The sequence below is a fragment of the Variovorax sp. IB41 genome (assembly GCF_016405905.1).
Taxonomy (GTDB): domain Bacteria; phylum Pseudomonadota; class Gammaproteobacteria; order Burkholderiales; family Burkholderiaceae_C; genus Variovorax.
Genome location: NZ_JAEFCB010000015.1, coordinates 146,898 through 161,329, shown reverse-complemented (window position 1 = coordinate 161,329; position 14,432 = coordinate 146,898). Strand labels below are relative to the sequence as shown.

At 67.7% G+C, this 14,432-nt stretch carries 9 protein-coding genes and 1 pseudogene; 9 read left to right on the top strand and 1 reads right to left on the bottom strand.

Going from position 1 to position 14,432, the window contains the following annotated elements; translation table 11 throughout:
* The 6 genes and pseudogenes from JC881_RS32880 to JC881_RS23920 all read left to right on the top strand — a co-directional run.
* Nucleotides 1-2,615: pseudogene (locus JC881_RS32880) on the top strand (hypothetical protein); the annotation flags it as partial.
* A gap of 525 nt (nucleotides 2,616-3,140) precedes the next feature.
* Nucleotides 3,141-4,028 (top strand): YadA-like family protein, encoded by an 888-nt coding sequence (locus JC881_RS32735; protein WP_332875278.1) that lies wholly within the window; start codon nucleotides 3,141-3,143, stop codon nucleotides 4,026-4,028.
* An 83-nt stretch (nucleotides 4,029-4,111) separates the two neighbouring features.
* Nucleotides 4,112-5,260 (top strand): DUF2827 domain-containing protein, encoded by a 1,149-nt coding sequence (locus tag JC881_RS23935; RefSeq protein ID WP_198788215.1) that lies wholly within the window; start codon nucleotides 4,112-4,114, stop codon nucleotides 5,258-5,260.
* Nucleotides 5,257-6,426: a DUF2827 domain-containing protein gene (locus JC881_RS23930; protein WP_198788214.1), complete on the top strand. Its 1,170-nt coding sequence runs from the start codon at nucleotides 5,257-5,259 to the stop codon at nucleotides 6,424-6,426. Before JC881_RS23935 ends, JC881_RS23930 begins: the two co-directional genes overlap by 4 nt.
* Before the next feature lie 13 nt (nucleotides 6,427-6,439).
* On the top strand, nucleotides 6,440-7,057 hold the full coding sequence (locus JC881_RS23925; protein ID WP_198788213.1) for a hypothetical protein: 618 nt from the start codon (nucleotides 6,440-6,442) through the stop codon (nucleotides 7,055-7,057).
* 132 nt (nucleotides 7,058-7,189) lie between these two features.
* The gene (locus JC881_RS23920) at nucleotides 7,190-9,484 is read left to right on the top strand and encodes an acyl-CoA dehydrogenase (RefSeq protein ID WP_198788212.1); all 2,295 of its coding nucleotides are present in this window, start codon (nucleotides 7,190-7,192) and stop codon (nucleotides 9,482-9,484) included.
* Here the strand turns inward: JC881_RS23920 and JC881_RS23915 are convergent.
* Nucleotides 9,387-10,238 (bottom strand): helix-turn-helix domain-containing protein, encoded by an 852-nt coding sequence (locus JC881_RS23915; RefSeq protein WP_198788211.1) that lies wholly within the window; start codon nucleotides 10,236-10,238, stop codon nucleotides 9,387-9,389. The genes JC881_RS23920 and JC881_RS23915 overlap by 98 nt on opposite strands.
* Nucleotides 10,239-10,392: 154 nt before the next feature.
* Here JC881_RS23915 and JC881_RS23910 point away from each other — a divergent pair, with 154 nt between their 5' ends.
* The 3 genes from JC881_RS23910 (at nucleotide 10,393) to JC881_RS23900 (ending at nucleotide 14,325) form a co-directional block, all read left to right on the top strand.
* A complete protein-coding gene (locus JC881_RS23910) occupies nucleotides 10,393-10,815 on the top strand; it encodes a hypothetical protein (RefSeq protein WP_198788210.1) in 423 nt (140 codons plus the stop codon).
* A 162-nt stretch (nucleotides 10,816-10,977) separates the two neighbouring features.
* The gene (locus tag JC881_RS23905; protein WP_198788209.1) at nucleotides 10,978-13,845 is read left to right on the top strand and encodes an aconitate hydratase; all 2,868 of its coding nucleotides are present in this window, start codon (nucleotides 10,978-10,980) and stop codon (nucleotides 13,843-13,845) included.
* A 15-nt stretch (nucleotides 13,846-13,860) separates the two neighbouring features.
* Entirely contained in the window at nucleotides 13,861-14,325 is a 465-nt protein-coding gene (locus JC881_RS23900) for a metallophosphoesterase family protein (protein ID WP_198788208.1), read from the top strand.
* Nucleotides 14,326-14,432: the final 107 nt, after the last annotated feature.

Sequence of the window (14,432 nt, the reverse complement as noted above, 5' to 3'; positions counted from 1 at the left end):
CCACCAGCGGCATCTCGAGCCTGTCGACTGGCTTGAGCTCGACCAACAGCAGCGTCAGCAGCCTGTCGACTTCGACGTCCTCTGGCCTGAGTACCGCGACCAGCGGCATCTCCAGCCTGTCTACCGGCCTGAGCACGACGGACAGCACGGTGAACAGCCTGTCGACTTCCACGTCGTCCGGCCTGAGCACTGCCACCAGCGGTATCTCCAGCCTCTCGACAGGTCTGAGTTCGACCAACAGCAGCGTCAATAGCTTGTCGACTTCCACCTCGTCCGGTCTGAGCACGGCGACCAGCAGCATCGACAGCCTGTCCACGTCGACGTCCAGCGGGCTGAGCACTGCGACGAGCGGTATCTCCAGCCTGTCCACTGGCCTGAGCTCGACCAACAGCAGCGTGAGCAGCCTGTCGACCTCCACTTCGTCTGGCCTGAGCACTGCAACCAGCAGCATCGATAGCCTGTCTACGTCGACGTCCAGCGGTTTGAGCACTGCGACGAGCGGCATCTCGAGCCTGTCGACCGGCCTGAGTTCGACCAACAGCAGCGTGAGCAGCCTCTCGACCTCCACGTCGTCGGGCCTGAGTACTGCCACCAGCGGCATCTCGAGCCTCTCGACCGGCCTGAGCTCGACCAACAGCAGCGTGAGCAGCCTGTCGACCTCCACGTCGACTGGCCTGAGCACCGCGACCAGCGGTATCTCCAGCCTGTCCACGGGCCTGAGTTCGACCAACAGCAGCGTGAGCAGCTTGTCGACCTCTACCTCGTCCGGCCTGAGCACCGCAACGAGCAGCATCGGTAGCTTGTCCACCGGGCTGAGCACGGCAACCAGCGGCATCTCGAGTCTGTCCACCGGTCTGAGCTCGACCAACAGCAACGTCAGCAGCCTGTCGACTTCGACGTCGTCCGGCTTGAGCACGGCGACCAGCGGTATCTCGAGCCTCTCGACTGGCTTGAGCTCGACGAACAGCAGCGTGAGCAGCTTGTCGACCTCCACGTCGTCCGGCCTGAGCACCGCCACCAGCGGCATCTCCAGCCTCTCGACTGGCCTGAGTTCGACGAACAGCAGCGTGAGCAGCCTGTCGACCTCCACGTCGTCGGGTCTGAGTACTGCCACCAGCGGCATCTCGAGCCTGTCGACTGGCTTGAGCTCGACCAACAGCAGCGTGAGCAGCTTGTCGACCTCGACGTCGTCGGGTCTGAGCACGGCGACCAGCGGCATCTCCAGCCTCTCGACCGGCCTGAGCTCCACCAACAGCAGCGTCAGCAGCCTGTCGACTTCGACGTCCTCTGGTCTGAGTACCGCGACCAGCGGTATCTCCAGCCTGTCTACCGGCCTGAGCACGACGGACAGCACGGTGAACAGCCTGTCGACTTCCACGTCGTCCGGCCTGAGCACTGCTACCAGCGGTATCTCCAGCCTCTCGACAGGTCTGAGTTCGACCAACAGCAGCGTGAGCAGCCTCTCGACCTCCACATCGTCGGGCCTGAGCACCGCGACCAGCGGTATCTCCAGCCTGTCCACGGGCCTGAGTTCGACCAACAGCAGCGTGAGCAGCTTGTCGACCTCTACCTCGTCCGGCCTGAGCACCGCAACGAGCAGCATCGGTAGCTTGTCCACGGGGCTGAGCACGGCAACCAGCGGCATCTCGAGCCTGTCCACCGGTCTGAGCTCGACCAACAGCAACGTCAGCAGCCTGTCGACTTCGACTTCGTCTGGCTTGAGCACCGCCACCAGCGGTATCTTGAGCCTCTCGACTGGCCTGAGCTCGACCAACAGCAGCGTGAGCAGCCTGTCGACTTCGACGTCATCGGGTCTGAGTACTGCGACCAGCAGCATCGGCAGCCTGTCCACGGGCCTGAGCACTGCTACCAGCGGCATCTCCAGCTTGTCTACCGGCTTGAGCTCGACCAACAGCAGCGTCAGCAGCCTCTCGACCTCCACGTCGTCTGGCTTGAGCACTGCAACGAGCAGCATCGGCAGCCTGTCCACGGGTCTGAGCACCGCCACCAGCGGCATCTCCAGCCTGTCGACCGGCTTGAGCTCGACCAACAGCAGCGTCAGCAGCCTGTCGACCTCCACGTCGTCCGGCCTGAGCACCGCGACCAGCGGTATCTCGAGTCTCTCGACCGGCCTGAGCTCGACCAACAGCAACGTCAACAGCCTGTCCACCTCGACCTCGTCCGGCCTGAGCACCGCCACCAGCGGCATCTCCAGCCTCTCGACCGGCCTGAGCACGACAGACAGCACCGTCAGCAGCCTCTCGACCTCCACGTCGTCCGGCCTGAGCACCGCCACGAGCAGCATCGGCAGCCTCTCCACGGGCCTGAGCTCTGCGAACAGCGGCATCGGCAGCCTCTCGGTCGGGCTGAGCACCGTCACCGTCGGCATCTCTAGCCTCTCGATCGGCCTGAGCACCGCCACCAGCGGCATCTCCAGCCTCTCGACCGGCCTGAGCTCCACGAACAGCGGCGTGAGCAGCCTGTCGACGTCGACCTCGTCGGGCCTGAGCACCGCCACCAGCGGCATCTCCAGCCTTTCGACCGGCCTGAGCTCCACCAACAGCAGCGTGAGCAGCCTGTCGACCTCCACGTCGTCGGCGCTGAGCACCGTGACCAGCAGCGTCGACAGCCTCTCGACCTCGACCTCGACCGGCCTGAGCACTGCGACCAGCAGCATCGGCAGCCTGTCGACCGGCCTGAGCACCGTGACCAGCAGCGTCGACAGCCTGTCGACCGGCCTGAGCACGACGAACAGCAACGTCAACAGCCTGTCCACGTCGACCTCGACCGGCCTGAGCACCGCCACCAGCGGTATCTCCAGCCTCTCGACCGGCCTGAGCACGACCAACAGCAACCTGGACAGCCTGTCCACCAGCGTGGGCGGCGCGACCAGCGGCATCGCGAGCCTGTCGACCTCGACCTCGACCGGCCTGAGCACGGCGACCAGCAGCATCGGCAGCCTGAGCACGACGGTCAACACCATCAACGACAAGGGCACGAAGTACTTCCACACGGGCTCCACCGCCGCCGACTCCGACGCGAGCGGCGTGGACTCCGTGGCGATCGGCCCGCGCTCGGTCTCCAGCGCCGCCAACTCCTTCGCCGCCGGCAACGGCGCGAAGGCGACGGCCGAAGGCGCCGTGGCCATCGGCTTCGGCGCACAGGCCACGGGTGCCAACGCCATCGCCATCGGCACCGGCGCACTGGCCACGGGCTCGCAGGCGATCGGTGTGGATTCCCGCGCAGGCGGCGGCGGCGTGGCCCTGGGCGACAAGGCCGACGCTGGCGGCACGGTGCTGAGCAAGGCGCAGAACATCTCGCAAGGCACGGCGATCGGCTTCGGCGCGGTGGTCACGCAGAGCGGTGGCGTGGCGCTGGGCGCGAACTCGGTGGCATCGACGGCGGCAGGCGCGGTCGGCTACATCCCGGGCAGCGCGAATGCGCAGCAGGAAGCGGCCATCCGCGCCACGACCAGCACGCAGGCCGCGGTGTCCGTGGGCGATGCAGCCAACAACCAGTTCCGCCAGATCACCGGCGTGGCCGCGGGCTCGGCCGACAGCGATGCCACCAACGTGGCCCAGCTGAAGGCGGCCTCCGCATCGGCCAAGGCCAGCAGCGTGCAGTACGCGACCAACCCGGACGGCTCGGTCAACTACAACCAGGTCACGCTGGGCGCAGGCCAGGCACCGGGCGGCACGCGCATCTCGAACGTGGCGCCGGGCATCCTGCCCACCGACGCGGTCAACATGACGCAGCTGAACCAGGTGCAAAGCCAGGTCGGCGACGTGGCGCGCATCGCCTACTCGGGTTCCGCGATGGCCTTCGCGATGTCGGGCACCTACCTGCCGACGCTCTACCCCGGCGAGAAGACCGTGGGCGTGGGCTTCGGCAGCTACAAGGGCTACAGCGCCGTGGCGCTGACCTTCAAGGCGCTGTCGGACGACGGCAAGATGTCCTGGGGTGCGGGCCTGTCCACCACCGGCAAGGAGTGGGGCGTGAACGCAGGCATCGGCTGGAAGTGGAAATAAGCCACTGAATCGGCGCCGCAGCCGCGGCGTGGCTCCCGTGCCGATGGTGCGGGAGCCATTTTTTTTGGTACACACTCACCCCCATGCGCATTGGTATTTCAGTCCTCACCCACGCGGGGCAGAACATCTGGGAAAACGGGATGGGGCAGAACGTCCTGTTTCTCGCCCGGTTGCTGCAGCGCATCGACTTCGTCGAATCCGTCACGCTCGTCGATGCGGGCGACCAGCAGGCCATGCCGCCGCAGGTCGATCTCTCGGCCATGGGCCTCGCGTTCGGCCGCGCCCGCGAGCTGACCGACGTGCTCGATGTGGTCATCGAGATGGCCGGCGCGCTCGACGTGCAATGGCTCTCCTACTTCCGTGCCTGCGGCGGGCGCTCGGCCTTCCATTGCGTGGGACAGCCCTTCGTGGCGCTGGCCGAGCCGATCGTCTTCAGCGACAAGGGCCACTTCAGCAAGCCCGACCGTTGCGACGAGGTGTGGCTCTTGCCCAAGGACGCCGTCTTCGCCCCGATGATGCGAACCCTGCACCGCCGCCCGGTGCATGAGGTGCCCTACCTCTGGTCGCCGCAGTTCCTGGCCCAGCGCGTCGCCGAGGTCGAGGCGTCGGGCTACCGCTTCGGCTACGCGCCGCGCACCGCGGAGCAGCCCGGGTTCCGCGTGGCGATCTTCGAGCCCAACATCTCGGTCGTGAAGTCCAGCAGCGTGCCGATGCTGATCTGCGACGGCGCCTACCGCGCCGACCCGAACGCGGTGACCTCGATGCAGGTGCTCAACACCCTGCACCTGAAGGACCATCCGACGATGCTCTACATGGCCAACTCGCTGGACCTCGTGCGCGGGCACAAGGCGGTGTTCCACGGGCGACACGATTTCGCGGGCTTCATGGTGCAGTTCGCCGATGCCGTGGTGTCGCACCAGTGGCAGAACGACCAGAACTACAGCTACCTCGATGCGCTCTACGGCAACTACCCGCTGGTGCACAACTCGCCGTGGCTGCGCGATGCCGGCTACTACTACCCCGACTTCGACATCGCCGCCGGCGCCGAGCAGCTGCTGCAGGCGGTGCGCGGGCACGATGCGCAACTCGATGACTACCGCCTTCGCAGCCAGCGCATGTTCGATGCGATCGATCCACTCCACCAGGCGAACGTCGATGCCTACGCGCAGCGCCTGCTGCATCTCGTGGGCGGCGACCCCGCATTCCGTGCCGATGGCATGAGGACCGCATGAGCGCAGTGCAGAACACCCCTTCGTCCGTCATGCCCGCGAAACTCAAGGTCGGCGTTTCCATCTTCATCCGCAAGGGCGAGCAGAGCCTCTGGGAAAACGGCGTCTACCAGAACTGCCTGTTCCTAGTGATGCTGCTGATGCGTTCGCCGCGCGTGGCCAGCACCGTGCTGGTGGCGGGCGGCGGCGACGGCGGTCCGGCGGACGCCACCAACTTCCTGGCCGATTCGCCCGTGCCGATCATCGACATGGCCACCGCCGCGCAGGAGCTCGATCTCATGATCGAGATGAGCGCGCAGCTGGCGCGCGAGTGGTCGGAGGCCTTCAAGGCGCGCGGCGGCAAGATCGTTTCGATGCGCGTGGGCAACGACTACGTGATCGACATCGAACGGATGATCTTCGACAAGCCGCACGGCATGCTCGTCTCGGGCGCGCCCTACGACGAGGTCTGGACGCTGCCGGAATACGAGGTGTCGTGCAAGCCGTACTTCGCGAGCACCTTCCGCGCGCCGGTGCGGCTGATGCCGCACCTCTGGAGCCCGATGGTGCTGGAGAAGGCCATGGCACGCGCCGGAACCAACGCCGATGGCAGCGCCAAGCGCTTCGACTACGAGCCCGGCCGCAAGCGCTGGCGCGTGGCCATCTTCGAGCCCAACATCTGCATGGTGAAGACCAGCTTCATCCCCATGCTCGGCTGCGAGGCGGCGCACCGCGCGCAGCCCAGGCTCCTGGAGCGGGTGTGGGTCTACAACAGCTTTCACCTGAAGGAGAAGCCGCTCTTCGTCGGCTTCGCGCAGAGCCTGGACATCGTGCAGCACGGCCTCGCGACTTTCGAGGGGCGCTTTCCGCTGTACCAGGTGCTGCCGGGGAATGTCGATGCGGTCTTCGCGCACCACTGGGAGAACGCGCAGAACTACCTCTACTACGAGGCGCTCTACGGCGGCTACCCGCTCATCCACAACTCGCACCTCATCGGCGATTGCGGCTACCGCTACCACGGCTTCGACTGCGAAGAGGGCGGCCGCGCGCTGCAGCAGGCCTTTGCCGAACACGATGCGGACCTGCCGGCCTACCGCGAGCGCGCACGCAAGCTCCTCGCCAAGCTCGACCCCGAAGGCGAGGAGAACGTGCGCATCTACACCGCCGCCATCGAGAACCTCTACGCGTGAGAAGAGACACCGCATGAAGACATCGACACAACGATTCGCGCGCTTGCTCCCCGCCATGGCCGCCTGGGCCCTGGCCGGCACGGCGCTCGCGCAGGGCGTGCTGGTGCCCCAGGCGCCGGCCGCGCCGCCGCAGGACACGCTCACGCGCGCCGCCACCAGCGTGGGCATCAAGCGCTGCCTGCCCGCCATCACGCGGCTCGCGACGCTCACCGTGCAGGGCAGCCGCGGGCACGACGTGCTGCTCGACTGGGACCGCAAGCGCCCCGACGACGGCCCGATGTTCTCGCTGGTCGGCATCCAGTACCCGAACGCCGGCGTGGCCGCCTCGATCACCGCGATTCCCGGCGACGGCGGCACCTGCACCGTGTCGGCCGAGCGCATCTCGGTGGCGCCCTTCACCTGCGCGAGCGTGGCCGAGCAGGAGCTCAAGAGCTACAAGATGACGCGGCTCCTGCCCATCTACGCGGTCTACACCGACGACAAGGAGCCGACCTCGTCGGTCTCGCTGATCGATTCGCCGCCGGGCTGCCTGGTGATCCGCCGCTATGTCGAATACGGCTGGCGCGATCCGTTGGCGCCGGCCGCTGCCGCACCCGCTGCGCCCGCCGGACAGGCCCCCAAGCGCCGCTGACCCGGGCGCTTGCAGGCGCCAGGGGCGCGCCCGCATCCGACACGCAGGAACGCCCTTGACCGGCCTCGCAGAGGGGCGGCAAAGCCCAGCATGGAACCCGAGCCGCGCAACCGTCGCGGCGAAGGAGACCCCATGCCTCTGGCTTCATTGATCGGCCGATGGGCCATGCAGCCCTTCTCGAAGGCGCTGCCGCCGCTGGGCGACACCGAGCGCGCCGCGCTGGAGGCCGGTACCGTCGGCTTCGAAGGCCAGCTCTTCGCAGGCCGCCCGGACTTCGACGTGCTCACGGCCATGGGCCCCAACCAGCTCACCGAGCGCGAGCAGGCCTTCTTGCACAACGAGGTGCGCGCGCTCTGCCGCATGCTGGACGACCACGCCATCGACCAGGCGCACGACCTGCCGCCCGAGGTGTGGCGGTTCCTGCGCGAGAAGCGCTTCTTCGGAATGATCATTCCCGAGGAGTTCGGCGGCCTGGGCTTCGGCCACTACGCACACGCCACGGTGGTCGCGCGCATCGCCACCGTCAACGTGGCCACGGCCGTCACGGTGATGGTGCCCAACTCGCTCGGCCCGGCCGAACTGCTGCTGCGCTACGGCACCGACGCGCAGAAGGAGCACTACCTGCCGCGCCTGGCTGATGGCCGCGAGCTGCCGTGCTTCGGGCTGACGTCGCCCTATGCGGGCTCCGACGCGGCATCGATTCCCGACCGCGGCGTGATCGTGGAGCGCGAGTTCAACGGCAAGTTGACGCGCGGCTTCCTGGTCGATTTCGATAAGCGCTACATCACGCTCGCGCCCGTCGCCACCGTGGTGGGCCTGGCCTTCCATGCCATCGACGAGAGCCGCCCCGAAGGCCAGCGAGACCTCGGCATCACCTGCGCGCTGATTCCCGTGCCGCACGACGGCATGGAGATCGGCCGGCGCCATCGCCCGATGGACAGCGCCTTCATGAACGGCCCGATCCACGGGCGGCAGGTCTTCGTGCCGATGGACTGGATCATCGGTGGCGAAAAACAGGTCGGCCAGGGCTGGCGCATGCTGATGGAGTGCCTGGCCGCGGGCCGCGCGATCTCGCTGCCCGCGCTCGGCTCCTCGATGCAGCAGACGGCGCTGTACGTGAGCAACGGCTACGGGCAGATCCGCGAGCAGTTCGGCCTGCCGGTGGGCAAGTTCCATGCAATCGCGGGGCTGGTCGCGCAGATGTCGGCCGAGCTCTACGCGAGCGATGCGGCGCGGCGCTTCACGGCCGCCGCGCTCGACAAGGGCGAGCGGCCCAGCGTGGCGAGCGCGATCCTCAAGGTGCAGTTGACCGAGGCGGGGCGCCGCGCGGTGAACCACGGCATGGACATCCTCGGCGGCAAGGGCATCATCTCGGGCCCGTCGAACCTGCTGGGCGTGGCGTACCGGCAGGCGCCGATCGCCATCACGGTGGAGGGCGCGAACATCCTCACGCGCGCGCTGATCGTGTTCGGGCAGGGCGCGGTGCGCTGCCATCCGCACGTGCTCGATGAAATGGCGGCCGTGCAGGCGAACGACGAAACCGCGCTCGGCAAGGCGCTCATCGCGCACGGCAAGCACGTGATGGTCAACCTGTGGCACAGCCTTTTCGGCGCGCCGGTGCTCGGCACGCCGCCCGATGAACTGGAGCGCGAGGCGCGCCTCATCGCGCGCATGAGCGCCAAGTACGCGCTCACCGCCGACCTCGCGATGGGCATGCTCGGCGGCAAGCTCAAGCGCATGGAATTGCTCTCGGCGCGGCTGGGCGACGTGCTCGCGCACCTGTACCTGGCGAGCGCGTGCGTGTGGCGCTATCGCGTCGAAGCGGCGCCCGAGCTGCTGCCGTTCGCGCAGGCCGCGATCCGGCTGCAGCTGGACGAGGCGGGCAAGATCCTGCGCGACCTCTATGCCAACCTGCCGACGGCCGGCCGCCGCGTGATCGGCGCGCTGGTGCTGCGCCGCACCGCGCACCTGGCGCCGCTGCGCGACGTGCAGCTCATCGAACTGGCGGACCTGCTGCGCACGAACCCGCGCATCGTCGAGCGCCTGGCGCCCGACCTCAGCGAACCCGCGGCCGGGGGCCTGCGCGACCTGATGCATGCGATGGAGCTGGGCGCGCAACTGGGTGATGCGGGCGATACGACGGCCGCGCTCAACAAGGTATTGCGCCGCACGAATTCGCTGGAGGAAGCCGCGCGCTCGGCGCCCGACCCCGAACTGGCGCTGGCCTACCTGCGCGCCGCCGACAAGGTCATCCAGGTGGACGACTTCGAAGGCCCGGCACGCAACGCGGACGGCCGGGCCGATCTCGACCGGCCTGCCGGCTCGTCCGTCAACCCGCCTGCTGCGCCGCCATCAGTGCCGTCAACGCCGCCGCCGTCTGCTCGTCCGCCGGAAAGAACGACTCCACCGCGAGTTCCTGCAACGTGACATCGACCGGCGTGCCGAAGATCGTGATGGTGCTGATGAAGCTCAGCACGCCGCTCGGCATGACCACCTGAAAGGGCACGGCCACGGCCGACAGCGCGGTGTCGATGGCGGGCGCGTCGTGGCTCACGGCGGGCGCGGGGTAGGCCGCCAGTTCATCGTGCAGCGCCTGGAGCGTCGCGTCGCCGGTGGCCGCGATCTGCTGCAGCAGCCGCTCGAGCAGGTGGGTGCGCCATTGCGCAAGGTTGGCGATGCGCGGTGCCACGCCCTCGGGATGCAGGCTCAGGCGCAGCACATTGATGGGCGGCTTCAGCAACTCGGGCGCAGCGCCTTCCATCAGCAATGGCACCAGCGCGTTGTGCGCCACCAGGTTCCAGTGTCGGTCCACGGCCAGCGCGGGAAAGGGCTCGTGCCCCTTCAACACCAGGTCGACCGCACGCCGCGCCGCGGCCATGGCCGGGTCGTCGAGCGAGCGCTGCCGGTACATGGGCGCGAATCCCGCGGCCACCAGCAGCGCATTGCGCTCGCGCAGCGGCACTTCGAGCCGCTCGGCCAGGCGCAGCACCATCTCTCGGCTGGGGGCGGCGCGGCCGGTCTCCACGTAGCTCAGGTGCCGGGTCGAGACCTCGGCCTCCTGCGCCAGGTCGAGCTGGCTCAGGCGCCGGTGGGTGCGCCAGTGCCGCAGGTGCGCGCCGAACGGATCGCGCGCGCCGGGCTGGCTGGCCTTGGACGAATGGGTGCTGCGGGTGGTGTTCATGGCCCGCATTCTGGCGTGGCGGCGGCGCGGCGCCATGACCTCCCAGGTCATCGACGCGATGCATGCCTCGCGGAATCATTGGCTCCAACGCGGCAGGACTGGCTTGCGGCGTATCCACCAGTGATCACCCGGTGATCACCCCAAGGAGATTCACATGTCCGTCTTCGCTTCCCCCCGCTTCCTGCCCAACGTGATGTGGGCCGACGCCGCCTCCTGCGCCGCGACCGGCGCGCTGCAGGTGGTTTTCACCGACGCGCTGGCGCAGCTGACCGGGCTGCCCGCGGCGCTGCTGATGGGCACCGGCGTGTTCCTGCTGGCCTATGCGGCGCTTGCCGCCTTCATGGCCACCCGCAGCACGCCGCCACGCGCACTGATCGGCCTGGTGATCGCCGGCAACTTCGGCTGGGCCGTGGCCTGTGCCGCCTTGCTGGTGAGTGGTGTGTTCGCGGTCACCGCGTTGGGCATGGCCTGGGTGCTTGCGCAGGCCCTGTGCGTGGTCGTGTTGGCCGAGCTGCAATGGACGGGCCTGCGCCGTACGCGCCGCACGGGCAGTCGCGCCGGCATGGCGCGGGCCTGACCGCAGGCGACGCGAGAGGTGCCGGCAACGCCCGTCTACCCGGCATTTCTCGCTATGAGGAACATAGCGCGGAGAGAGCGCGGCAGGGAAGACCGACTACAGCGATTGACATCGAACCTCGCTATCCTTGAGGAGCTTCCACGAAACAACAGGAGTTCCCCTATGGCCAAAGCACCGGCTCACGCCTTTGCGTCCACCCTCAAGACCTTCAAGACCGCATCGGGCAAGTCCGGCAAGTACTGGTCCCTGAAGGAGCTGGCCAAGCAATACCCCACGATCGAGCGGCTGCCCGTGTCGATCCGCATCGTGCTCGAGTCGGTGCTGCGCAATTGCGATGGCCAGAAGGTCTCGCCCAAGCACGTCGAAGAGCTGGCCCACTGGGCACCCAATGCAGAGCGCACCGACGAGATCCCCTTCGTCGTCACCCGCGTGGTGCTGCAGGACTTCACCGGCGTGCCGCTCTTGGCCGACCTGGCCGCCATGCGCAGCGTGGCCGCCAAGCTGAACAAGTCGCCCAAGACCATCGAGCCGCTGGTGCCCGTGGACCTGGTGGTCGACCACTCGGTGATGGTCGACTACTACGGCACCCCCAAGGCGCTGGACTTGAACATGAAGCTGGAGTTCCAGCGCAACAACGAGCGCTACCAGTTCATGAAGTGGGGCATGCAGGCCTTCGACACCTTCCGTGTCGTGCCGCCGGGCTTCGGCATCGTGCACCAGGTGAACCTCGAATACTTCGCGCGCGGCGTCTACAAGAGCCCGCACGACAAGGCAGACACGCCCACCTACTACCCCGACTCGCTGGTCGGCACCGACAGCCACACCACCATGATCAACGGCATCGGCGTGGTCGGCTGGGGCGTGGGCGGCATCGAGGCCGAGGCGGCCATGCTGGGCCAGCCGGTCTACATGCTCACGCCCGACGTGGTGGGCTTCGAGCTCACCGGAAAGCTGCGCGAAGGCGTGACGGCGACCGACCTGGTGCTGTACGTCACCGCGATCCTGCGCACCGAGAAAGTGGTGGGCAAGTTCGTCGAATTCTTCGGCCCCGGCGCCGCATCGATCGCCGTGCCCGACCGCGCGACCATCGGCAACATGGCGCCCGAATACGGCGCGACGATGGGCTTCTTCCCGGTGGACGAGATGACCGTGGCGTACTTCGAGGGCACCGGCCGCACCAGGGAGGAGGTCGAGCGCTTCGAGGCTTACTACAAGGCGCAGGGCCTGTTCGGCATGCCCGCGCCGGGAGACATCGACTACACCAAGATCGTGCGGCTCGACCTGGGCACCGTGTCGCCGAGCCTGGCCGGCCCCAAGCGCCCGCAGGACCGCATCGACCTGGGCCACCTGTCCACCAAGTTCTCCGAGCTCTACAGCAAGCCCAACGACGCCAACGGCTTCAACCAGCCGGCCGACAAGCTCAAGCTGCGCTACCCGCTCGCCATCGCCGGCGCAAGCACCGACGACGAGGCGGCCGCTCCCGCCCCCGGCTCGCCGCGCGACTTGGTCGAGATGGTGGCCAACCGCTCGACCAAGGCCGCGGCGCACACCAGCGCCACCGCGCCGCCGGCGCCCAAGGGCCAGGTCACCATCGGCAACGGCGACGTGCTGATCGCGGCCATCACCTCGTGCACCAACACCTCCAACCCGAGCGTGATGCTCGCGGCGGGCCTGCTCGCCAAGAAGGCGGTGGAGGCGGGCCTTACGGTCAAGCCGCACGTGAAGACCTCGCTGGCGCCGGGCTCGCGCATCGTGACCGAATACCTGGAGAAAGCGGGCCTCCTGCCGTACCTGGAGAAGCTGGGCTTCTATCTCGCGGGCTACGGCTGCACCACCTGCATCGGCAACGCCGGCGACCTCACGCCCGAGATCAACGAAGCCATCACCAAGAACGACCTCATCGGCGCGGCCGTGCTGTCGGGCAACCGCAATTTCGAGGCGCGCATCCATCCGAACCTGAAGGCCAACTTCCTGGCCTCGCCGCCGCTGGTGGTGGCCTTCGCGATCGCGGGCAACGTGATGACCGACCTCATGACCGAGCCCGTGGGCAAGGGCAAGAACGGCAAGGACGTGTACCTGGGCGACATCTGGCCGAGCCCCAAGGAAATCGACGAGAACCTGCGCTTCGCGATGAACGCCAAGTCGTTCCGCGCGAACTACGACAAGGTCAAGACCGACCCGGGCAAGTTCTGGAACAGCATCAAGGGCACCGACGGCCAGGTCTACGACTGGCCGAAGTCGACCTACATCGCCGAGCCGCCGTTCTTCGAGGGCTTCAAGATGAAGCCGCACGCCACCGACGCGGGCTTCAAGGGCGCGCGGATCATGGCGCTCTTCGGCGACTCGATCACCACCGACCATATCTCGCCGGCCGGCTCGATCAAGGAAAGCTCGCCCGCGGGCATCTGGCTCAAGGCGCACGGCGTGCCCAAGGCCGACTTCAACAGCTACGGTTCGCGCCGCGGCAACCACGACGTGATGATGCGCGGCACCTTCGCCAACGTGCGCATCAAGAACCTGATGATTCCGCCGGACGCCAACGGCACGCAGGAAGAGGGCGGCGTCACGCGCTTCCAGCCGGGCAACGAGAAGATGTTCATCTACGACGCCGCCATGAAGTACATGGAACAGGGCGTCCCGACGGTGGTGTTCGGCGGCGAGGAATACGGCACGGGCTCCTCGCGCGACTGGGCGGCCAAGGGCACGCAGCTTCTGGGCATCAAGGCCGTGGTGGCGCGCAGCTTCGAGCGCATCCACCGCGCCAACCTGGTGGGCATGGGCGTGCTGCCGCTGCAGTTCCGCGGCGCCGATTCGTGGCAGACGCTGGGCCTGACGGGCGACGAGCAGATCGACGTGGTGATCGGCGGCGAACTCAAGCCCCAGATGGACGTGAAGCTGGTCGTGCACCGCCCCGACGGCACGCACCAGGAGGTGACGGTGCGCCTGCGCATCGACACGCCGATCGAGGTGGACTACTACAAGCACGGCGGCATCCTGCCGTTCGTGCTGCGGCAGCTGCTGGCCGCCTGAGCTCCGGATCAAGGCTTGATCCGCGTCGGGCTCATCTCCGACACCCACGGCCTGCTGCGCCCGCAGGCCGTGGCTTCTCTGCAGGGGTGCGACTTCATCGTGCACGGCGGGGACATCGGCGATGCCGGCATCCTGGAGGCGCTCGCGGCCATCGCGCCGCTGACGGTCGTGCGGGGCAACAACGATCGCGAGCCGTGGGCCGATGGCATCGCGGAGACGGAATTCCTGAAGGTCGGCGGCGTGATCATCTACGCCATCCACGACCTCTCGCAGATCGACATCGATCTCGCCGCGGCCGGCGTGCGCGTCGTCATTTCCGGCCACTCCCACAAACCGAAGATCGAGGAGCGCGACGGCGTGCTCTACGTCAACCCGGGCAGTGCCGGCCCACGCCGATTCAAATTGCCAATCGCCGTCGCCGAGCTCATCGTCGATGGCGATTCGATCACCGCACGCACCATCGAACTGGCTGTGACCTGACTGCGCGCAAAAGACGCGATCCGCGTGGTCATAGGGCTTTAGTCAGGTGACGCCAATTGAGAATTGATAGCATCTAGGTTTTGCTTACAGGTGCGTCCCGGTCTCCA

Excerpts from the sequence above, each read along its gene's own strand:
- JC881_RS23905 (WP_198788209.1), top strand. The coding sequence starts at position 10,978 with ATGGCCAAAGCACCGGCTCACGCCTTTGCGTCCACCCTCAAGACCTTC.
- JC881_RS23925 (WP_198788213.1), top strand. The coding sequence starts at position 6,440 with ATGAAGACATCGACACAACGATTCGCGCGCTTGCTCCCCGCCATGGCC.
- JC881_RS23910 (WP_198788210.1), top strand. The coding sequence starts at position 10,393 with ATGTCCGTCTTCGCTTCCCCCCGCTTCCTGCCCAACGTGATGTGGGCC.
- JC881_RS23930 (WP_198788214.1), top strand. The coding sequence starts at position 5,257 with ATGAGCGCAGTGCAGAACACCCCTTCGTCCGTCATGCCCGCGAAACTC.
- JC881_RS23935 (WP_198788215.1), top strand. The coding sequence starts at position 4,112 with ATGCGCATTGGTATTTCAGTCCTCACCCACGCGGGGCAGAACATCTGG.
- JC881_RS23915 (WP_198788211.1), bottom strand. The coding sequence starts at position 10,238 with ATGAACACCACCCGCAGCACCCATTCGTCCAAGGCCAGCCAGCCCGGC.
- JC881_RS23920 (WP_198788212.1), top strand. The coding sequence starts at position 7,190 with ATGCCTCTGGCTTCATTGATCGGCCGATGGGCCATGCAGCCCTTCTCG.